The following is a 21,083-nucleotide window of genomic DNA, read 5'->3' as shown; positions in this document are numbered from 1 at the left end:
AAAAGAAATGCAAACGACACCGTCGTTAAAGCGCACTATTAGCACAATATATACTTCTACAAGATAGTTCCATAGGCATTGTTCTTTTTTACAATGCCTTTATGGCTACCTCGTATAAAAGAAAGGATCATCTCTTTTTCTTGCGTACAAAGGACCTGCTTATCGACCTCTTCTAATGCCAACGGCAACAATAATTGACTATGGTAAATCAAACGGTAGCTATGGTATATGGTATCGCATTGTGCTTTGGTAAAACCATTCCGTTGTAAGGCGACTAGGTTGATACCGCAATAACGTAATGGTTCTCGTGCTACTTTAATAAAAGGGGGCACATCCTTACGTACAATGCTTTTAGAAGCGACCATACTATAAGCCCCTACCCGCATAAACTGATGCACTGCTGCCATACCGCCTATTACAGCATGGTGGTGCAGCTGTACATGGCCGGCCAATTGTGCTGCATTGGTAACAGTCACATGATCTTCAATGATACAATCATGGGCCACATGTACATAAGCCATAAGCAATACGTGAGATCCTATAACCGTATTGCCAAAAGTGCCTCTATTGAGGGTAGCAAATTCACGTATAACAGTATAATCTCCGATTTCTACATAAGTAGTTAAAGTGGTTGATTTGCGATCCTGTGACCCGGCTCCAATAACCGCACCTGAAAAAATCTGGCAGTGTTTTCCAATACGGCTGCCGGACATAATGGTTACATGAGGTCCTATATAGGTACCATCACCGATCACTACATCCTCCTGAATGGTTACAAAACTACCAATGGTCACTGCCTTGCCAAGCGTAGCACTAGGATGAATATCAGATTGTTTCATACTGCTTGACAATTTGAGCCAATAAAACTGCCTCGCACGCCAACTGTTCACCTACAAAAATGCGTCCCTTTACCTTTGCGATCCCTACAGACTGCTTTTCAGTAGTACTAAATTTTATAGCTGCAAGTAATTCACAATGCAATAGTAGGGTATCTCCGGGCACTACCATACGACGGAATTTACACCCATCAATGGAAAGAAAGTAAGTCAGATATTGCTCAGGATCTGGTACTTTATGCAGGCACAATATCCCACCAGCTTGTGCAAGTGCCTCTACCTGTAGCACGCCAGGCATAACAGGAGTACCAGGAAAATGACCCTGAAAAAAAGGCTCATTGATGGTCACATTTTTAACCCCAATCACATAGGAATCACCTAACTCCATAATTTTATCTACCAATTGAAAAGGATAGCGATGCGGCAGCATTTTACTGATCTGTTTTACATCGAAAAGCGGTGTTGCGTGCAGATTACAAATAGGCGCTCCTTTTTGTTCTTGTCGCAACAAATGTTTTCTTAAAGCAGCAACGAAACCTATATTAGCGCCATGACCAGGCATATGGGCAACCAATTTGGCTTGTAAAGGCCTACCGAGTAAGGCCATATCACCAATCAGGTCTAATAACTTATGACGAGCTGGCTCATTGATGTAGCGCAGGGAAGATAAACTAGAGGGAGCAGGGGTTACCAAGTTTTCAACCTGTTTGCCAGATAATTGGGTGACCTGCTGCAGCCATTCTGTATGGTTCGTATGATCAGAAAAAATAACCGCTTTGGTAGGATCTCCTCCTTGTAGCAGCCCCTTCTCATACAAGGCAGCGATTTCATCTAAATAGATAAACGTACGGGCAGGAGCAATTGCTTCTTTAAAATCGGCTAGCTTGGAGAGGCTTGCATATTGATACCCAACCGGCCATCTATTGTAGACAATGGTCAGATGCAGGTTATAATCTGTATCAGGATAGACTGCATAATGGCTGCCGGTATCTGGGTCATCATAGCTAAACTTTTCCTTGAGTTTAAAAAACTTTTGCGGGGCTTCCTGTTGCAGCAATCCTGCTTCTAATAGCAGCGCTACAAAGGCCAATGCACTACCATCTATATCTGGCACCTCGGCTCCATCTAGTTGGATAGAGATATTATCAACTTGCATCCCTACAATTGCTGCCAGCAAATGTTCTACCGTAGCCACTCGTGCTTGATCTTTTTCAACCACTGTACCTCTTTCTGTTGCGACTACATGGGTTACTGATGCCTCTATACAAGGCTGACCCGGTAAATCTACGCGTTGAAATTGTATGCCTGTATCAATGGGCATAGGGAGCAACCTACCCTTCACCCTGCTACCCGTATGGAGTCCAATACCTTCAAAGCTAATGATCCGTTGAATGGTCTGTTGTTGGCGCTGTGTCATATAAATTACTTTACTACTTTTTTGCTGGTACCAGATTTTTAAACCGAGCGTAACAAGATAAGAATTTTTTATTTTCAAAAGCAGGTGTGCCAGAAAGGGTAATATGCCCTTTTGGAAAAGAGCGGGTAATACCGGCTCGACCAATGGCCGTAACATGATCCCCTACATGAAGGTGACCTGCAACACCTGTTTGGCCGCCGAATCTACAATAATCACCTACCTTGGTGGACCCAGCAATCCCTACTTGCGCAGCAATGCCGGTATGTTTACCGATTTGGACATTATGGGCCACTTGAACCAGGTTATCTATCTTTGTCCCTTGACCTACTATGGTGCTGCCTACAGTAGCTGCATCTATAGTGGTATGGGCACCAATTTCTACATCATCTTCTAGGCAAACATTACCAACTGAAGGAATGCGCTTGTAGCTACCATCTGAATGGGTTACAAAGCCAAAACCCGCACTACCAATAACAGCTCCAGGATGAATGATACAACGGCTACCTATCGCCGTATAAGCCGCTATTTTAACGCCACTATAGAGTATGGTATCCTCACCAATCATTACATGATCGCCCACATAAACATGTGGATAAATTTTTACCCCTTTTCCTATGACCACATGGTGACCAATATAAGAAAAAGCCCCTCGATAGATATTTGCGCCTACAGTAACCTGCTGGCCTATATAAGAGGGAAATTCTATGCCGGACTTAGCATCCATTTTTTGCTGATAGACTTCCTCTACCAAAAGGCAAAAACTTCGATAAGGATCTTCAACGCCAATTAAAGCAGCAGTTACCGGTGCAACTGGTTTAAAATCTTTAGCCACCAAAACAGCAGCAGCTTGGGTTTGGTAAAAAGCGGTTGCATACTGGGGGCTTGAAAAAAAGCTAACCGCACCAATAGTGGCCTCTCCTAGGGTAGAGAGATGGGTTAAAATCGCATCTGCACTACCCGCCAATAGCTTCCCATCAAATCGTTTGATCAGTTCCGATATGGTCCATTGCATAATGGGTATTTTAACTTAAAGAGTAGACTAAAAAATGGCTGCTTGTTATAGCATTTAATCAGCCTATATGCACCGATTCGTAGCTATTTCCGCACAAATCTGCTGAATAAAATCATCCAAACGCATACTGACTTGTCCATCTTGTCTTCGAACGGCAACGGTTTCACTGGCCATTTCCTTTTCCCCAACCACTATGATATAGGGGACTTTGCGCAAGGTCGTCTCACGAATTTTTTTTCCAATCGTTTCGTTTCGGATATCTAGGGTAGTACGAATCCCCTTGTCTAATAACTTTTGCTCTACAGCCGCAGCATAATCATTATATTTATCAGAAAGCGATAAAAGCGCTACTTGTTCCGGTGCTAGCCAGAGTGGAAACTTTCCACCGGTATGCTCAATAAGAATAGCTATAAATCGCTCTAGGGAACCAAATGGGGCACGATGGATCATAACGGGTCGATGTTTCCTGCCATCAGCTCCCATATAGGTCAAGTCAAACCGAATGGGCAGTTGGTAATCCAACTGCACAGTACCCAATTGCCAACTACGCCCTAAGACATCCTTGACCATAAAATCGACCTTTGGGCCATAAAAAGCAGCCTCTCCAAGCACAGTAGTGGTTTGTAAACCTTTTTCTTGGGCAATGGTTTGAATCGCTGCTTCTGCCAAATCCCAGTCTGTCGACTGACCTATATACTTATCACTAGTAGGGTCTCTAAAAGAGAGCTGCGCAATATAATCTTTAAAACCCAATAAGCCAAATATATAAAGCACTAAATCAATTACTTTAGCAAATTCTTCTGGAACTTGGTCTGAACGACAGAAAATATGGGCATCATCTTGGGTAAAGCAGCGGGTTCTAGTCAGCCCATGCAAAGCACCATGTAATTCATAGCGATAGACAGTTCCAAATTCTGCCAAACGTATGGGCAATTCTTTGTAAGAACGGGGCGCACTATTATAAATCTCACAATGATGGGGGCAGTTCATAGGCTTTAAGAGGTATTCCTCTTCAGCTTCACCAGTACGAATGGGCTGGAAACAATCTTCTTGATACTTTTCATAATGGCCAGAGGTGATGTAAAGGTTTTTATGGCCAATATGGGGGGTAATCACTGGTTGATACCCACGGTTGAGCTGCTCTTTTTTAAGAAACTGTACCAGGGTATCACAGAGTAGCGCACCCTTAGGCAACCAAAGGGGCAGCCCTAGCCCTACCTTTTCAGAAAAAGTAAACAAGCCAAGGGCCTTTCCGATCTTTGTATGACTCCTTTTTTTGGCTTCTTCTCTAACATGGAGAAAATCAGCAAGCTCTTTTTTAGTAGGAAAGGTAATTCCATAAATACGGGTAAGCTGTTTATTTTTTTCATTGCCCCGCCAATAGGCCCCTGAAACATTTAAAATTTTAACAGCCTTCACCCATCCAGTATGGGGCAAATGGGCACCCTTACACAAATCTATAAAATCACCTTGTTGGTATAAGGTAATCGTACCATCTACTAGCCCTTCGAGTAGTTCTAACTTATAAGGATCTTCCTTTTTAGTAAAAAAGGTGACCGCTTCTTGCTTGGAAACGGCTCGACGGATAAATGGATCTTTTCGCTGGGCCAGCGTAATGATTGTTTTTTCTATCGCCCCTAGATCTAAAGCATCAGGAGTATGTGCACCCAGATCTACATCATAATAGAATCCTTGTGCAATAGGGGGACCTATACCAAATTTAACATCAGGATAAAGCTGCTCCAAAGCTGCTGCTAAAAGGTGTGCAGAGGAATGCCAAAAGAGCTGTTTTCCTGCATCATCCTCCCATCTAAGGAAATGCAGGGTAGCATCTATTTCAATTGCACGCGTGAGGTCATAAACCTCTTGATTAACTTGAACCGCTAAAATATCCATAGATACCCCTATTTGTTGGGCAATAGCTAAACCAGTAGTTCCTTTTGGAAATGACCTTTTGTGGCCATCGATTAGCATGTGAATCATTATAAGTATTATAATTAGCTAGCTTATTATATCCGGAACATATGAAATACCCAGCGTGCGCACGGCATCTTAAAGACCCGATTTTTTAAGGCTAGATAGACTTTCAGAATGGGTTTTTCTATACTTTATGCTTTGTGTCCAGCAATGTATCATTGCAATGTGCAAGGGACTATACGATAGTCTAGCTTTTGCAAAATTTAATCACACTACTGTAACTCCTCTACCTGTTTGATGGACAACCCAGTTAACAAAACAACATCTTCTAAAGGGTAACCTTTTTGCAGCATGGTTTTGGCAATCTCGATATTTCTTTTTTCTTCTCCTATTCGGATACCCTCTAACTTCCCTTGCTCTTCCCCTATCCGCATACCCTCTTCTCTTCCCTCTTCTCTTCCTTCTTCTCTTCCTTCTTCTTTAGCTTTCTTTTGAAATTTTTCTATTGTACCAGCTTCTATTCTCCACCATTTCAAGCGATCTTCATAAGCCATTCGCTCTTCATCGGTAAAATTAACCGTATCTAAGACATGCAAGGCCTTTTTTAGGCTATCGGTCGCTAGCGCTTCCGATAAGTTATCCTTATTGAGTAAGTCATGACGCGTTAGAAAGGCCGTCCAAATATCTAGTCCATTTTTTACCTTTTTCAATAAACTTGATAAATCTTCATTAGGATCGTTACTAAACTTAACCAGTTCTATCGTATGCAATTCTAAATCCGGAAAATAAGGAAGACCACTCTCTTTTTCTGTGATATGGAATGCATTATGATACTTATCGCTATCTGGTATAGAAATAAAATTAAGAATGTGAATACCTATTGCTTTATGTAACTTTGAATAAGTTTGTGCAGCCTTTAACTGATCTGTATACAGCTTGGCCCAATAATATAAAGCACGTTTGTCATAATCTGCTTCATCGGTGACTTGGATCTCTATATTAAATATTTTACCCGTCTCACCTACTGCTTTCACATCTAGCTTATCACTTCTAAAACTTTTGGCATTATAGGGGTTTAATAGGGTCACATCACGTACTTGATCTTCTGGCGAAACCGTAGCATTGATCAAGGAAATCAGCAAATCCTTATTCTCTTCTACACCAAAGATTTTTTTGAAGGCCAGATCTATTTTTGGGGTAATTTTTTCCATAGCTTATTCTATATTATTTAGATACACATTGCAATATACATAGTTTTTATAGAATTTGATTAGCTTAATAGAAAACGATGATCAAAGCACCAACCTTGGATGCATCATACGAACCTTTTCCACTAAAGCTAAAGATCCATTAAACAATTTAGAATAGGATGTTTCAAAAGAAGGGAAATAGCATTTAAAATAAATGCGGTAAGAAGAGAGAGACAGTATTATACTCTATAAAAGAGATATTCCAGCCACACCTTCCGGTACGGCTACCTTGTTACAACTTAGCCCCAGTCGCTGGTCTAACACTAAACAGCTCCTTTTACGGCCACTGTCTTCAAGCTCTACCAACTCCCATGGCTTGATGGGCGGTGTGTACAAGGTCCGAGAACGTATTCACCGCGTCATTGCTGATACGCGATTACTAGCGATTCCAACTTCATGAGGTCGAATTGCAGACCTCAATCCGAACTGAGACATGCTTTTGAGATTTGCATCTTGTTGCCAAGTAGCTTCCCTTTGTACATGCCATTGTAGTACGTGTGTAGCCCTGGGCATAAAGGCCATGATGACTTGACCTCGTCCTCTCCTTCCTCCCGCTTACACGGGCAGTCTACTTAAAGTCCCCACCATTACGTGCTGGCAATTAAGTAAAAGGGTTTCGCTCGTTATAGGACTTAACCCAACACCTCACGGCACGAGCTGACGACAGCCATGCAGCACCTTGTATTCCGTCCCGAAGGAACCCTCAATTTCTCAAGGTAGCAAAACACATTCTAGCCCAGGTAAGGTTCCTCGCGTATTATCGAATTAAACCACATACTCCACCGCTTGTGCGGACCCCCGTCAATTCCTTTGAGTTTCACCCTTGCGAGTATACTCCCCAGGTGGATCACTTAACGCTTTCGCTTAGACACACATGATGTATCATGTATATCGAGTGATCATCGTTTACGGCGTGGACTACCAGGGTATCTAATCCTGTTTGCTCCCCACGCTTTCGTGCCTCAGCGTCAGTTAAAGACCAGTAAGCTGCCTACGCTATTGGTATTCCTTATGATATCTAAGCATTTCACTACTACACCATAAATTCTGCTTACCTCTTCTTAACTCAAGCCTAATAGTATCAATCGCAGTTCTAGCGTTAAGCACTAGGATTTCACAACTGACTTAATAAGCCGCCTACGCACCCTTTAAACCCAATAAAACCGGATAACGCTTGCACCTCCCGTATTACCGCGGCTGCTGGCACGGAATTAGCCGGTGCTTATTCTTAACAGTACGCTCAAGAATCCCCGCAGGGACTTTTTTGCTCCTGTACAAAAGCAGTTTACAACTCAGAGAGCCTTCATCCTGCACGCGGCATGGCTGGTTCAGGCTTGCGCCCATTGACCAATATTCCCTACTGCTGCCTCCCGTAGGAGTCTGGCCCGTATCTCAGTGCCAGTGTGGGGGACCTTCCACTAAGAACCCCTACCCATCGTAGCCTTGGTGAGCCATTACCTCACCAACTAGCTAATAGGACGCACGCTCATTTTACACCGCCGGAGCTTTCATCTTTTTAACATGCGCTAATAAGATTATATGGGGTATTAATTCCCGTTTCCGGAGGCTATTCCCCAGTGTAAAGTAGATTGCATGCGCATTACGCACCCGTCCGCCGGTCGCCGGCAACACCGGAGTGTCCCGCTGCCCCTCGACTTGCATGTATGAGGCCTGCCGCTAGCGTTCATCCTGAGCCAGGATCAAACTCTTCTTTCTATTATTTTTATTAACGTTATCCCTAATCATGAAACTAGGAATGATTTTTTGAGTCACACACTTCTCTCTCCCTCATTACTTAAAATGAGTTTCTTACCTACATCTATTTCAAAGAACCAAAGCTAAACCAGAATCAAATTTACTACTTTACTACCCCGTACTTGTTTATTACCTTATACTTGGCCACTCACCGTACTTGACTGCTCACCGAGTCTGATCAACTGTGATACAAAGGTACATACTTTTTTCTAATTTGCAATAAGCTTTTCAGAAATAAAGGATAAAAAACTTTTCTTGCTTCATAAAACGCTTAATAATCAAACGATTTAATAATTGAATGAACGTTTTTATTCAGCGCTGTGGCAATATTTCGGCTTACTTGGCCTCGTAACGGCTATCTTAAGTGGTTGGGGCTATAAAAATAGTCCAGGTACTACAATAGACCTTCTTCAAAACCTATTTGTGATCAGCAGTTTTTAGGAGAAGCGCAGTCGAGCACCGCAGAATACTAAATGTATTTGAGGAGCATAGACAAGCTTCGACACCAAAATTGCCATTAGAAATAGGTTTTGCAGAAGGTCTAATCATTTTTAAAGGGTTAATTTAGACTAATTATATAAAATATTTTAACTTATTTTAGAAGCGATAATATATTATAATCAAATAACCATTTGTAAATTGGGGCCAAAACCTCCTAATAGGGGTGCACAATAGGGTAAAGCGAAGGCAATGCGCAAGATAGGTGGGCACTGGCCTAAGCTTTATACATGATGAATCTAACATAAATATTATTGCATAACAATTAATATCTTACTATAACAAACATTTCTATGGCAAAAAATCTAGTTATTGTTGAGTCACCTGCCAAAGCGAAAACGATCGAACGCTACCTAGGAAGTAGTTACCAAGTAGCCTCCTCTAATGGCCATATTAGAGACCTTATTAAAGGCAATAACGCCATTAACATTGAGCAAGGTTTTTTGCCTAGTTATGAAATCAGTCCCGGAAAGGAACGGGTGGTACAACACCTTAAAAAATTAGCCAATAGCTCTGATTGTGTCTATTTAGCCAGTGATGATGACCGAGAAGGAGAGTCTATTTCGTGGCATTTAAAAGAGGCGCTTGAGCTAAAGGATGACAAGGTGCAACGGATTGTTTTTAGAGAAATTACCAAAATGGCTGTTTTGAATGCATTGAAGCAACCACGTACCATCGACTTAGCTTTAGTTGATTCACAACAAGCCAGACGTGTTTTAGATAGGCTAGTAGGCTATGACCTATCTCCATTATTGTGGAAAAAGATTAAACCTGGTCTCTCTGCAGGCCGTGTCCAATCTGTTGCAGTAAGGATGGTCGTAGAGCGAGAAAGAGCCATTGATCGTTTTGTTTCCACTTCTAGTTTTGCGGTAGCTGCTTTTTTTATTTTACCGACAGGGCAACTACTGAAAGCAGATGGTGCAGAAAAATTTAAAACAGAAGAAACAGCCTTTGCATTTCTAGAACAATGCAAAGGGGCACTTTTTTCGATTAAAGCATTGGATACGAAGGCATTAAAACGATCTCCTTCCCCTCCTTTTACCACTTCTACCCTACAGCAAGAAGCCAGTAGAAAGCTTGGCTATTCTGTAAACCGCACAATGGTATTGGCCCAGCAGCTCTATGAGACAGGTAAAATTTCTTACATGAGGACAGACTCTGTAACGTTTTCAAAAGAGGCGATACAAAATATATCAGAAATGGTTGTGGCCACCTATGGGGCTGCCTACTTTCAGGCTAGAAGTTATACTACTAAATCATCCACTGCACAAGAAGCCCATGAAGCAATACGGCCCACTGATTTTTCATTAAAGGTAGCCAGTAGCCATAAAGATGAGCAGCGGCTATATGAACTGATTTGGCGCAGAGCGATGGCCTCTCAAATGGCTGATGCACAAATAGAAAAAACCATAGCAACGATTCAAATCTCTACAACAGACCAACCACTGATCGCAACTGGAGAAGTATTAAAATTTGAAGGTTTTCTAAAGGCATATCTACGCGAACAGGAAGATGAAGAAGGGGCAGATGAGAACAAAACGATGTTGCCACCACTCCATATAGGCCAGGAGCTTTCCTTAGAGAAAATGTTGGCCAGAGAACGGTTCAGCAATCCACCCGCTCGGTATACTGAGGCCACTTTGGTAAGAGATTTAGAAGAAAAAGAGATCGGACGTCCTTCTACCTATGCACCTATCATTGCCACGATTCAGAAAAGAGGATATATCAAATTGGAATCCCGTGAAGGCTTTCCACGTGCCTATAGGTTATTAACGCTACAAAATAACTTAATCCATACTGCAACACTAACTGAAATCGTTCGTGCAGAGAAACAAAAACTTTTTCCAACCGATATGGCTACTGTGGTCAATGACTTTTTGGTCAAACACTTTTCTGATGTAACTGATTATAATTTTACCGCACATGTAGAAAAAGAGCTGGATAAGATTGCACAAGGTGCTAAAATCTGGAATCAGATGTTAACTGAGTTTTATAGTGGTTTTTATCCTAAGGTGCAAGCTACTGCTGGTATAGATCGATCGATGGTAAACTATACCAGGCTCTTAGGAAAAGATCCAGCAACCAATGCGTCCTTAATCGTCCGATTGGGTAAATATGGCCCATTGGTTCAGTTAGGCATTGAAGCAGATGATCGTGAGGCCTCCCCTCGTTTTGCAGGATTACGGGCCAATCAGCGTATGGAAACGATTACATTAGAAGAAGCCTTAGAACTTTTTAAACTACCACGCATAGTTGGAACGTTTGAGACGCTACCACTGATGATTAACATAGGAAGGTTTGGTCCATATATCAAACATGGTACACTTTTTTATTCGATACCAAAAACGGATGATCCATTTACGATTAATGAAGAAGGTGCCATAGCCATTATTGAAGCAAAACGGAAAGCAGACGCAGAAAAGCTGATTAAAAGTTTTCCTGAAGATCCAATGATACAGATTTTAAATGGAAGATGGGGGCCATATATTAAAAATGGTAAAAACCATGCACGTATTCCTAAGGATATTACAGATCCCAACCTGCTTAGCTTAGAGGAATGTTTACATATTTTAGAAAACAATGTAAAATCAAAAAAAAGATAAAAAAGCGCTGTAGATTGCCCACGAAGCCGTAACTTTACTTGAAGCAATCAATAATAGCTTATATTAACTTGTGTAACAAGGCCAGCAAACTAAAAGTTTGTTTCAACCAAACCCAAAACTAAATTTTACTTCACCGATTATGAGGAATAATAGCAGTTGTGCAAGAATAATTATATTTTACTTTATCTTATCATTGCGTTGTATCAGTAGCGTCTGGGCATCTGCTGATTCAAGGATAGAGGATGAATCGATTACTGCAAAAGTTTCACGTAATTATTTAAGGTCTTTTCCAATTGCTCCTATCTCTTCTAAGGTATTGGCTTCAAAGACAAAGAAAGAAACCATTCTACAAAAAGATAAGATAAAATTAGCTGAAAGTACGCAGCGAAAGGTGATACTCCGTACAATATTTTCTGACATTGATGCCAACATCCCAGGAAATAAAGAAGCTATATTGAACAGCAATGCCTGGACAGATTTGATGCTTTTTTATGGTGGATCTAGTAATCCAGCTTATCACTTCTTATCACGAATTAATAGGACTACTACTGTATTAGGTGAATGTGCATTGGGTACACTTTTAGTAACGCCAACCAGTGATATAGCTACCCTATCCAACCGCCAGCAAACCGTACAAGTATTATTAGAAGACCCAGCTTGTTTAAAAGCGCTAAAGCAATCTCTAGCACGCTACCAAAAGGCAGAGCAGCGTTTGCTTTCCTTATGGACCCATACAGATCCACTGTATACCGATGCATATAAGAGCTACATGAACAAGCGATTTCTTTCAGCCAATGCTGCGACCAATAAAATAGCGAGCAGGCTTAACCTTCGGATTTTTTTTAGAAACCTTTTAGATATATATGGAGAGTTTGTTACAATCCCTATATTAGGGTTATTTTGGTGCGAAGCCAATTATTGGGTGACTTCTATTTCAAAAGGAGGTTGGAATGAAGGCAGTAGAAGCAGTAGCTATGCTTCCCTTCACTTATTTATGCCGATTTACTCTATCATATCTATTATCAATAGTTACAATACCACTGATGGAAAACCATTATTTTTACCCTTTTTAGGCGCAGCAGTTACGCATGCAGCGGCTATATGGCGGGGCTATTGTGGAGTAAAAAGCTATCAAGAATATAGTGCTATTTTTTGCAATCTAGCTGGTCGTATGCGGGATGTGCAAATTTTTATGAAAACGATCCAAGAGGTAAATACTATTGTAACAGGCCATCAAGCATTAGAAGCCCATTACGCCCCTTCTTTAAGCGCGATAAGGGCCTTATTAGACAAGCGTAAGGAAGCGACTGAACTAGGGATTATGGTAGGTAATCTTTTAGATATGAAACTTGACAATTGGTCCTATATTCGTGGAAATAGTGGCAAGCTATTGGCTACATACAACTTGTTTACAGAATATAAAGATCATCTAAAACCAGCTATGTACGAATTGGGTCAATTAGATAGCTTTATAGGCATAGTTACTTTGATCAAAGAATCCAAAGCAGCTTTTCCAGAGCACTGCTATACCTTCACTAAATTCTTAGACCGTTCTGAGCAAAGCACACCATGCATAACCTTAGATGGCATGTGGAATCCAATGCTAAATCCTGCAACAGTTGTAGACAACAATGTAGAGCTGGATACACATAAAACCCGTAACATGATCCTTTGTGGGCCAAATGCAGGTGGGAAATCCTCTTTTATTTGTGGTGTAGCCAGTAGCCTATTGCTCAGCCAAACATTTGGGATTGCGGCTGCTAAAAATGCGGTTATCACCCCTTTTAACAAGATCAATACCTATATAGAGCTCAGGGACGATATTGCATCTGGTGATTCCCTCTTTATGGTGGAGGTACACCGTATGCAACGGTACAAGCATATGCTTGAAAACTCCAAACCAAATGAATTTACTTTTACCATTTCTGATGAACCCTTTGCGCGTACCAATCCAATTGAAGCCAGTGCGGCAGCCTATGGTATACTGGCATCCATAGCCAAACACCCTAATGCACTCCATATTGTTTCCACGCATTATCCGATCTTAATGGACCTAACCCATAAGTTTAAAGAGAGAGGGATTAAAAATTTTAAGGTCTATATAGAAGAAAAACCAGATCAAAAAATTCATTATACCTATAAAGTTGTACCAGGCGAAGCAGACCAAGCCATTGCATTGAAAATACTTGCACAGGAAAGGTATGATCCAGCATTATTGAAACAAGCTGAAGATATTGTTCAAAACCCTGAAAAGTGGCCTTTATTGAACTACCTTCAAGGGAAGGATAAAAAAAAGAAGGCAAAAAAACGGTAATACATGCTCCTAAAAAGTTCTTATGAAACACTCGAATCTATTGCTTATCGCTTGTTAAGCCATGCCGGTGATCATAAAATATGGCTGCTAGAAGGTCCTATGGGATCTGGTAAAACCACTTTGATTAAAGCGCTTTGTAGAGCATTACAAACCATTCATACCGTTAACAGCCCAACATTTTCAATTATCAATGAATACGAAACCATAGATCATACTCCCATTTACCATTTTGACTGCTACCGGCTTAATCATATAGATGATGCCATTGCATTAGATTTTGAAAGCTATTTTTCCTCTGGCTGCTACTGTTTTATAGAATGGCCCTCAAAAATTAAAGCCATTTTACCACTACATTATTTCCTGATTACCATAGAAATAGAAACACCCACCACTAGGAATTTGATTTGTACACGTTAGGCGTTTGTAGCTTATTTATCCAATACTCAAGTTTACCCAATACTTAAGCCTAGTATAAGGCCTTAAATGCTTTTTCACCTTATCCCATATTTCATTTTGCAACTTTTCTAGCGTCCATTCATCCGCTTTAGCTTTTTGCATAAGCGCATATCGCTGCTCTTCAAATGCGCTTATCCTAGACCAAAGCGAACAAGCCGAAGATGCATTACCAGACTTTTCTAAGTCCATCCTACACAGTATATAATCAATGTTAGAACTTAAATCGGTTATAGGATTGCCCAACGAACTTGATATGACCAAACCATTACCCCTTTGATCTTTTTGTAGACCCATTAATTCCTCAGCAAGCTTTATATGTTTGTAAGGTTGACAGGCTGCATTGGCATCTTCACCATTGTATACAATGCCTATATTACTTAATTGCTCCTTAGTGAACCCAATAACAGGTTCCAACACAATTGGAATAAAGTGCGGGTATTGTATAGCAGCAAAAACAACGACTTTACAGTTTTTTGCTAAGCAATTAATAATCAAGTCTTTGAACTCCTTAGGATGATACAAAGTCTTCCTTATTGCCGCTAACGCTCCTGGTTCTATATTATTTTCTATACCTGGGCCACTATATTCAAGTTTCAGCTCCATAGAAGGTTCTTATCTGCTTTTATATTACCAAAGGATATGATAAAATAGTCATCACTACGATACTTAGTATTCCACGTAGTGGAAGCGGTCAAAGATTTTGGAAGATGGATATTGACGCAGTCTTCTACGTCACCTTTTGCTTGTTTAAATAAAGAATAAAAATCAACACAAAGTAATTTTATATATTCTTGCTGCGCTTGGCCCGCTTTTTTAATTGCGTTGATTGGATTCATTCCCATGATGCGCATACAATTACCCATATGCAGGCCCTTAGTTAAAACAGTGCATTGCATAAACTGAGTGATGCATACCAAGGCAAAGACAAACCCTTTTATATATTTTCTATCCATAAATATTATAAAAATAGGTTACCTCGAACTAAAACTCCCTTAGATACGACAACCCTTATAATATAATATAAAAAGCAAAATAAATTTGCAATAAACGACATTTTTACGCATTGCAATTTTTAAATTATTATGCAATCAATTTTTATTGTATATTTTTTGGATATGTAACTTATTATTTGCATGATGCAACTATGGTTCACTGATAGTATTAACTAAGCTAAAAATTTTGTAGGAAAAAAATTTTTGACAATCAAAATATTAAATAATTGGTACAATCAAGTAAAGCAATTGTTTAATAGCTAACGAGCCATACCTAAAAACATTTTTAAATCAAAATCAAATGAAAAAATCAAATATTTACTACAGCACCATTTTTTGGGCCAGTGCGCTTACGGCATTAGTTGGATGCAGTTACTATAGGGCAAATAATATGAGTTACTGTAAATCAAATAGTATAAATATATAGTGGAGGCAATAAGCAATTTTTGTAAAGGAAAGAGCCATACAGAACAGAATAATACGCTACCCAATTTTTAGAATCAGATAAGTCTTATTGTAGTATTCATACCATCATACATATTTGCCATGATTATATGAAAAAATTTACAAAAGATATCCAAGAAAATAAATCCAGCTTTAATGAAGAAAATTTTAAGCGTTTTATTAAAAATTTTGAAGAATTTCTTGACAATAATAAGGAGCAATTCAACAAAAATACGCTACTCAGCTTACCTATGATTGATTATTCTAATGCGTTAGCAGATCAGGAACCTCTACATCTAATTAAACATATTCAACAACATTTAATCAAACAAAGTAACGATCGTAAGTTTACGGATCCTAACCGCATATATTTGCGTAGTTTAATAGATAGAAAGAAAGTCTTACCTGCTAAAATAAATGAAGTTGAGAAGCTTCCATATATGCAAAATTCCCATGGGGTTCAACTACTTGCAGAAACAATAAAGAACACGGAAGCGCAAGAAGATACAAGGAACAAGGTAATGAGCATCCTATTATCCCCCATACAGGCCTGTTGTAAGGTAGACAAAAAAGATAAAAATACTGCAGTAACTGCAGTTAAGAACAGCGACTCTATTTTAGATAATTTTTTATTTTAGATAATTTTTTAGACTATCATTACAAACTATTGAATCTTTTAATAATTCATGAATTGAATAAAAGCATCTGCAAAGGAGAAACCGATAAAGACACAGCACAAAAACAATACAGCAAAGCTTGTAAGTTAATTACAGAGATGTATAATTCCATATCTATAAACAATAGTTACGAATCGGAGTTAACAAAGCTACTTAACAAAAAAGCATCGAGTAAGCTTCTGGACTACGGAGACACTGAGCTTATTAGGAAGCTAAGTAAAGCGTATTTCAAATCTATAGGCGATAAGATTAATAAGATTAAAGAAATTATTCATTCGATTACCTATTACAGTGATCCTATTCTAAAAGATGAGATAACTAAAATTTTCAAAGTATGCTATAGTACTGTTTCTATTTATGTTATCATTGGCCTATTATTAGATTTTTCTACGCTTACATTACTCTGTAACCCTGAACTTACAGGTTACAATAAGGAAGTGATATATGCCATACAATATGCCCGGAAGACGTTAGCAACTTCAGCGCTATACAATACATCTTAGTAAATCTATTTTACTTAACGATAATAATGCTCAACAAGAAACAGATAGATGCATCAATGATTGTATTACTTATACTAAGTTTATCATTAACCAACCCACAATGCGCCGTGGCTCATCTTCTTCTTCGATTTCAAAATGTTAATTACTGATTATCAGTTTAAAACTGATATACATTCAGACAATGGTATCAATTTAGTTGAAAATGTATTTTAGCGCAGGCATACAAAAAGCGGTGTATAGATGGTTCGTATGCCCTCGCTTTTAGCCTTCGATAAACGCATGTAATGTGCAATAAAGCGCTGAATTTGTATCGATTTAGCCCTCTAGCTATACTATCTGAATACAAAAAACACTTTGTGCTATACATTTCTTTAAGCTTTTAAATAATATTTAAATTTTTTATTATGATTGGCATTATCTTTTATTTTGTACGGAGCGTACTATTCTTCTGCTATATACATTTTAGATCAAAGGTATTGATGCTATTGTTAGGTTATACGCCTGCCTGTACTACTATAGGCAAATATGGTATAGGACCTGAGTATATAGTTGACAAGCTATCAGTTGAAGAGGTATTGGTTGAAGAGGTATCTAAAAACGCTACCGGGTCTTCTGATGCTTCAGTTGATCGCTCCATTATGAGTAGGTTATATGGATTTCTAAATGTGGAAAGCGAACAAGCAGTTGATTCCAATGGGTTTATAGGGGTCTCCTTGGATATGGGAAATTATTGTACGTTAAGGCTGTTTTTGTATTTTTCTATGTTAGCCTTTTAGCCCGGCTGAACATACTGTTCAAGATACGCTCATGCAAATCGATGATCTCATCTGTAAGTGTAGCTCTGGCTTCTTCAATCACACATATTAGAATAGCGTATCGGTCTGCTTGATGAGAACTTAGTCAAATCTCGGCTGCTCATATTCCGACCCTCACGGGCCAGTTTCAGTAACCGATTCTGATGAACTAAACGTCCGATCCCTACCGGTAAGTCTATTGCCACGATCGTATTCAAGCGTTCAATGTGCTGTAATACATTTTTTCCGTTAATTTTACCAGGAGGTTGAAGAATCCAAGATAGACGTGAAAGATGATTATTTGATGCAATCAGAAGGCTGTCTAGATTGACCTTATGCTCTGATATAAGTTGAGCATTCAGTTCCGAGAATACTATTTTATCACCAGCAGCCATGGCATTTGAGCACGTTCGCTCCAGTACATCAATAGTGGGAATAATCACGCAATTCCGCTGCATATACTTTAGAAGTTCTTGTGCAAGAAGAATACCCTTGTCAGTGCGTTTTGTAAGTGGAATTAAATACGAAATGCAATCATTTTGAATCTGTTTTGTAAATTTTTTTAGTCCTAGATAGTGGTATAGTTCTATTAAATGTTCCCTGCGAGTGGTGTCTCGTCCTGATGCGCAATCTTTCCAAAGTTCATTTGATAAATTAAGTCTGCTAGCGATATGCTTGAGTAAAAAATCGGAAAGTAGTGATTTTTTATCTGGGATCATCCCTATGTTCTTCAGGTAACAAAGCAAGACAGAAAAACCGAACCTATTGGCTGGCTTGCGGTGCGTATTAATATTTGTCTCCTAGGCATATAGTTTGCATTGATAATTATTTTGTAGATTAATTTTCGTTTAAATTTTTATCGCATAATGGTACACCTCAATGAAATATCTTAAAAATTATTAAATTGAATCAATGAAATAACCTATATGCAATAGATTCAATGACATAACCTAAATACGATAAATTCGTTAGAATATGTTCATCAGAGCTTATTTGAGAGCTTCAACAGAAGATCAGTTTGCAGATCGAGCAAAAGAAATGCTCGAGCAGTTTGTTCAGGAGAGAGGACACAAAATCGCTAGCTACTACCGAGAAAATATCAGCGGAACAAAACTGGAAAGACCAGAACTGGGACGATTACTAATGGATAGTCACCGAAATGATATTCTACTAGTAGAACAAATAGATCGGCTGACCAGACTTAGTAACAGTGACTGGCTAACACTCAAAAAGCAGATTGAACATCATGAATTTAGAATTGTAAGTCTGGACATCCCAACTTCATGGCAGGTTTTGTCTGACAAAGAACCATCACAAAATGATCCAATAACTCGTGCTGTGATTTCTGCCATCAATAATATGCTCATGGATCTAATGGCCGCAATGTCGTATAAGGATTGGTTGAGCCGTCAGCAACGGCAAAAACAGGGAATCGAAAGAGCACGTCAAGAGGGTAAATATCGTGGAAAACAGGCTGATCATGAGCGTCACCAGAAGGTAATATATTATCGAAGTGTTAAAAAACTAAGCATTCAAGATACCGCACAAGCTACCGGGTACAGCGCTTCGCAGGTATGTCGTATTCAGAAATTGTACTTTGTAAACAATGAAAAAAGCGATGCTAAGCACTTTTAATAAATTGCTGGAAAGTGAGAAAAGTAATGTCTGAAACATGTTGCTAATCAGGTAAATTTATACAATAACCTGGAAAAAAAAGAAGAACATCTTTAGTACAGAAAACAGCCTTAACGTACAATAATTTCCTATATCCAAGAAGACCCCTAATACGTGCTTTAATAGTGCATCCATCTGTTGATGTAAATCAAGTTCACTTTGATCAAACGCTTCTTGAATTTTTAATCAATCTTGGGTTTTACCCAGAGCTGACGCAATGCTTAATCCAGCAAAATGGTTTCGATATTTCTAAAAATACTGCTTGTTATCATGCTATAGCAACTTCTAATGATTGGTGTCATATGGAAGGAATAAGATTTTTGCAAGCTTTGTTAGAAAAAGCAGATGCCGAACAAGATGAAGATAACGCTTGCTACAGAACTTTGTATTGGTTGGCTGAGCATGGTTGCAAAATGGTTAAACTGTTATTGGACAGTGATCAAATCACACAAGAGCAATTAAATGCTAAAAGCGGCGAACTTATTTATTGGGCAGGTAAATGCAAAAGTATCAATAACCCTTTGCAAACGCTCACATTCCTCTTAAACCATCCAAAAATTGATGTGAATCAGGCAGTGGATATAGCAGGCTATAATGAGGATAACTGTACTGCTCTACATAAGCTAACTATTTGTGATCATGGTAGCACTCCAGCGGTTATTGAATTATTCTTAGAAAACGAAAGATTTAATATAAATGGAGCAAGTAGCGAGCTTATTTATTTGGCAGGTAAATGCGAAGGTAGGAATAAAGGCTTGGAAAGCCTTGAATTTCTCTTAAACCATCCAAAAATTGATGTGAATCAGGTAGTGGATATAGAGGGCTATGGTGAGGATAATTTTACTGCCCTACATGAGCTGATTATTCGTGATCATGGTAGCATTCCAGCGGTTATTAAATTATTCATAGACAATGAAAGATTTAATATAAATGCAGCAACCAACAGAGGCCGTACTGCCTTTTATTACGCAGTTATACATAGCAATAAGGAAAGCCTCAAGCTATTTGTAGACAGTAACAAGGTGGACATACACATTACAGATGTCCATGGCACGCCTCCTCTTGCTAAGTCTTTGTTTTCATCCGGTAAAGAGATATTTTTATTTTTATTAAAATTACTAACAGATAAAGATAAAGGATATTTTTCTATGGCAGAGCCAAGTCTCTTTCGTAACGATATTTTCCATTATGCACTAAATGCACCACATGGTGACCTTGAATGCATTGCAGCGTTAATAAATGCAGGAGCTGACGTCAATGTAAGAGCTAGACGTAATTTTAGGCCGCTGCATATAGCAGCTGAAGGAGCATCTTACAGGGGAGATAAAATTGATCCAAGCATTCTTGAATGCTCACTCAATGCGGATCTTATTGATGTGAATGCACAAAATAGTCAAAAGCTCACACCACTTCATGTTGCAACTCTAGCTAGTAATGTAGCATCCACTACAATATTACTAAATAATTCCAGGGTTAACCCGAACATAACAAATCAATATGGCCATACCCCGTTTGACTGTGCATTGGGATGGTTATACCGCAAGTTTGAGGATGGACAGCCTGGAATGGATGAAAATTTTGATGAGGAGTTAAGCATCGTTAAAGCATTTCTTAAAACTAAAACGCTTCATGTAAATCATAAGCAAGAAATGCTTGATATGCTGTCTTCTGACATAACGCTTGAAGCTAAAATTAATCATATAAAAGCGTTATACGCTATCCCTCATGATACATTGCAATCATTTAACATTACATTGCCTGGATCGATGCATTTTGCTTGTTAAAAAAGGGTTACGCCAAGGGCTAATCATGGTAAACCAGAAACGGCTCACCATCGATTCAACAACTTCGATATAACTTATAAATATGCCTAAACAACAGGCAAATTTAATAAATTATTCAACATTTAACAAATGGAATATTTCTGAGTGGAAATAAAAA

15 protein-coding genes, 1 rRNA gene and 1 pseudogene are annotated in these 21,083 nt (G+C 39.1%); 8 read left to right on the top strand and 9 right to left on the bottom strand.

The genetic code is table 11. The features are described 5' to 3' along the window. Positions 1-56: 56 nt before the first annotated feature. The 6 genes from lpxA to FPG78_RS03090 all read right to left on the bottom strand — a co-directional run bounded on the left by lpxA (position 57) and on the right by FPG78_RS03090 (position 8,148). Positions 57-839, bottom strand: coding sequence for an acyl-ACP--UDP-N-acetylglucosamine O-acyltransferase (gene lpxA / locus FPG78_RS03115; RefSeq protein WP_144086569.1), 783 nt, complete (start codon positions 837-839; stop codon positions 57-59). Further along, a complete protein-coding gene (locus FPG78_RS03110) occupies positions 826-2,253 on the bottom strand; it encodes a bifunctional UDP-3-O-[3-hydroxymyristoyl] N-acetylglucosamine deacetylase/3-hydroxyacyl-ACP dehydratase (protein ID WP_144086568.1) in 1,428 nt (475 codons plus the stop codon). The genes lpxA and FPG78_RS03110 overlap by 14 nt, the downstream gene beginning before the upstream one ends. 13 nt (positions 2,254-2,266) lie before the next feature. After that, complete coding sequence (gene lpxD / locus FPG78_RS03105; RefSeq protein ID WP_144086567.1) at positions 2,267-3,265, bottom strand: UDP-3-O-(3-hydroxymyristoyl)glucosamine N-acyltransferase; 999 nt, start codon at positions 3,263-3,265, stop codon at positions 2,267-2,269. A gap of 63 nt (positions 3,266-3,328) precedes the next feature. Continuing rightward, a complete protein-coding gene (thrS, locus tag FPG78_RS03100; protein ID WP_144086566.1) occupies positions 3,329-5,248 on the bottom strand; it encodes a threonine--tRNA ligase in 1,920 nt (639 codons plus the stop codon). Positions 5,249-5,454: 206 nt separating this feature from the next. After that, positions 5,455-6,393, bottom strand: a complete 939-nt coding sequence (locus FPG78_RS03095; RefSeq protein ID WP_144086565.1) for an Rpn family recombination-promoting nuclease/putative transposase — start codon at positions 6,391-6,393, stop codon at positions 5,455-5,457. A 229-nt stretch (positions 6,394-6,622) separates the two neighbouring features. Then, positions 6,623-8,148 (bottom strand): 16S ribosomal RNA (locus tag FPG78_RS03090). 830 nt (positions 8,149-8,978) lie between these two features. Between FPG78_RS03090 and topA the strand changes: the two genes are divergently transcribed. The 3 genes from topA to tsaE all read left to right on the top strand — a co-directional run bounded on the left by topA (position 8,979) and on the right by tsaE (position 14,019). Next, positions 8,979-11,288, top strand: a complete 2,310-nt coding sequence (gene topA / locus FPG78_RS03085) for a type I DNA topoisomerase (RefSeq protein WP_144086564.1) — start codon at positions 8,979-8,981, stop codon at positions 11,286-11,288. A gap of 139 nt (positions 11,289-11,427) precedes the next feature. After that, on the top strand, positions 11,428-13,602 hold the full coding sequence (locus tag FPG78_RS03080) for a MutS-related protein (RefSeq protein WP_144086563.1): 2,175 nt from the start codon (positions 11,428-11,430) through the stop codon (positions 13,600-13,602). Between the two features lie 3 nt (positions 13,603-13,605). Further along, positions 13,606-14,019: a tRNA (adenosine(37)-N6)-threonylcarbamoyltransferase complex ATPase subunit type 1 TsaE gene (gene tsaE, locus FPG78_RS03075; protein WP_144086562.1), complete on the top strand. Its 414-nt coding sequence runs from the start codon at positions 13,606-13,608 to the stop codon at positions 14,017-14,019. Positions 14,020-14,034: 15 nt separating this feature from the next. Here the strand turns inward: tsaE and FPG78_RS03070 are convergent, their stop codons facing one another. Both FPG78_RS03070 and FPG78_RS03065 read right to left on the bottom strand, forming a co-directional pair. Then, positions 14,035-14,661 carry a hypothetical protein gene (locus FPG78_RS03070; RefSeq protein ID WP_144086561.1) on the bottom strand — a complete coding sequence of 209 codons (627 nt, stop codon included), beginning with the start codon at positions 14,659-14,661 and terminating at the stop codon, positions 14,035-14,037. Beyond that, entirely contained in the window at positions 14,652-15,011 is a 360-nt protein-coding gene (locus tag FPG78_RS03065; protein ID WP_144086560.1) for a hypothetical protein, read from the bottom strand. The genes FPG78_RS03070 and FPG78_RS03065 overlap by 10 nt, the downstream gene beginning before the upstream one ends. A 593-nt stretch (positions 15,012-15,604) precedes the next feature. Here FPG78_RS03065 and FPG78_RS03060 point away from each other — a divergent pair. From FPG78_RS03060 to FPG78_RS03050, 3 genes are all read left to right on the top strand, one after another. Continuing rightward, positions 15,605-16,132, top strand: coding sequence for a hypothetical protein (locus tag FPG78_RS03060; protein WP_144086559.1), 528 nt, complete (start codon positions 15,605-15,607; stop codon positions 16,130-16,132). A 29-nt stretch (positions 16,133-16,161) separates the two neighbouring features. After that, positions 16,162-16,674: a hypothetical protein gene (locus FPG78_RS03055; RefSeq protein WP_186292431.1), complete on the top strand. Its 513-nt coding sequence runs from the start codon at positions 16,162-16,164 to the stop codon at positions 16,672-16,674. Positions 16,675-17,150: 476 nt separating this feature from the next. Beyond that, a complete protein-coding gene (locus FPG78_RS03050; RefSeq protein ID WP_186292430.1) occupies positions 17,151-17,450 on the top strand; it encodes a hypothetical protein in 300 nt (99 codons plus the stop codon). Here FPG78_RS03050 and FPG78_RS03045 read toward each other — a convergent pair. Continuing rightward, positions 17,443-18,259 (bottom strand): annotated as a pseudogene (locus tag FPG78_RS03045) (DUF4158 domain-containing protein); the annotation flags it as partial. The gene FPG78_RS03050 and the pseudogene FPG78_RS03045 overlap by 8 nt on opposite strands. Before the next feature lie 184 nt (positions 18,260-18,443). Here FPG78_RS03045 and FPG78_RS03040 point away from each other — a divergent pair. Both FPG78_RS03040 and FPG78_RS03035 read left to right on the top strand, forming a co-directional pair. Beyond that, the gene (locus FPG78_RS03040) at positions 18,444-19,103 is read left to right on the top strand and encodes a recombinase family protein (RefSeq protein ID WP_144086555.1); all 660 of its coding nucleotides are present in this window, start codon (positions 18,444-18,446) and stop codon (positions 19,101-19,103) included. 164 nt (positions 19,104-19,267) lie between these two features. Beyond that, complete coding sequence (locus tag FPG78_RS03035; protein ID WP_144086554.1) at positions 19,268-20,926, top strand: ankyrin repeat domain-containing protein; 1,659 nt, start codon at positions 19,268-19,270, stop codon at positions 20,924-20,926. Positions 20,927-21,083: the final 157 nt, after the last annotated feature.

It is taken from the genome of Cardinium endosymbiont of Dermatophagoides farinae, from assembly GCF_007559345.1.
In the GTDB taxonomy this organism is placed as follows: domain Bacteria; phylum Bacteroidota; class Bacteroidia; order Cytophagales; family Amoebophilaceae; genus Cardinium.
This window is presented reverse-complemented; position numbering and strand designations above follow the sequence as displayed.

Bases quoted from the DNA above. Each gene is read 5' to 3' on its own strand.
- lpxA (WP_144086569.1), bottom strand. From the start codon at position 839: ATGAAACAATCTGATATTCATCCTAGTGCTACGCTTGGCAAGGCAGTG.
- FPG78_RS03110 (WP_144086568.1), bottom strand. From the start codon at position 2,253: ATGACACAGCGCCAACAACAGACCATTCAACGGATCATTAGCTTTGAA.
- lpxD (WP_144086567.1), bottom strand. From the start codon at position 3,265: ATGCAATGGACCATATCGGAACTGATCAAACGATTTGATGGGAAGCTA.
- thrS (WP_144086566.1), bottom strand. From the start codon at position 5,248: ATGATTCACATGCTAATCGATGGCCACAAAAGGTCATTTCCAAAAGGA.
- FPG78_RS03095 (WP_144086565.1), bottom strand. From the start codon at position 6,393: ATGGAAAAAATTACCCCAAAAATAGATCTGGCCTTCAAAAAAATCTTT.
- topA (WP_144086564.1), top strand. From the start codon at position 8,979: ATGGCAAAAAATCTAGTTATTGTTGAGTCACCTGCCAAAGCGAAAACG.
- FPG78_RS03080 (WP_144086563.1), top strand. From the start codon at position 11,428: ATGAGGAATAATAGCAGTTGTGCAAGAATAATTATATTTTACTTTATC.
- tsaE (WP_144086562.1), top strand. From the start codon at position 13,606: ATGCTCCTAAAAAGTTCTTATGAAACACTCGAATCTATTGCTTATCGC.
- FPG78_RS03070 (WP_144086561.1), bottom strand. From the start codon at position 14,661: ATGGAGCTGAAACTTGAATATAGTGGCCCAGGTATAGAAAATAATATA.
- FPG78_RS03065 (WP_144086560.1), bottom strand. From the start codon at position 15,011: ATGGATAGAAAATATATAAAAGGGTTTGTCTTTGCCTTGGTATGCATC.
- FPG78_RS03060 (WP_144086559.1), top strand. From the start codon at position 15,605: ATGAAAAAATTTACAAAAGATATCCAAGAAAATAAATCCAGCTTTAAT.
- FPG78_RS03040 (WP_144086555.1), top strand. From the start codon at position 18,444: ATGTTCATCAGAGCTTATTTGAGAGCTTCAACAGAAGATCAGTTTGCA.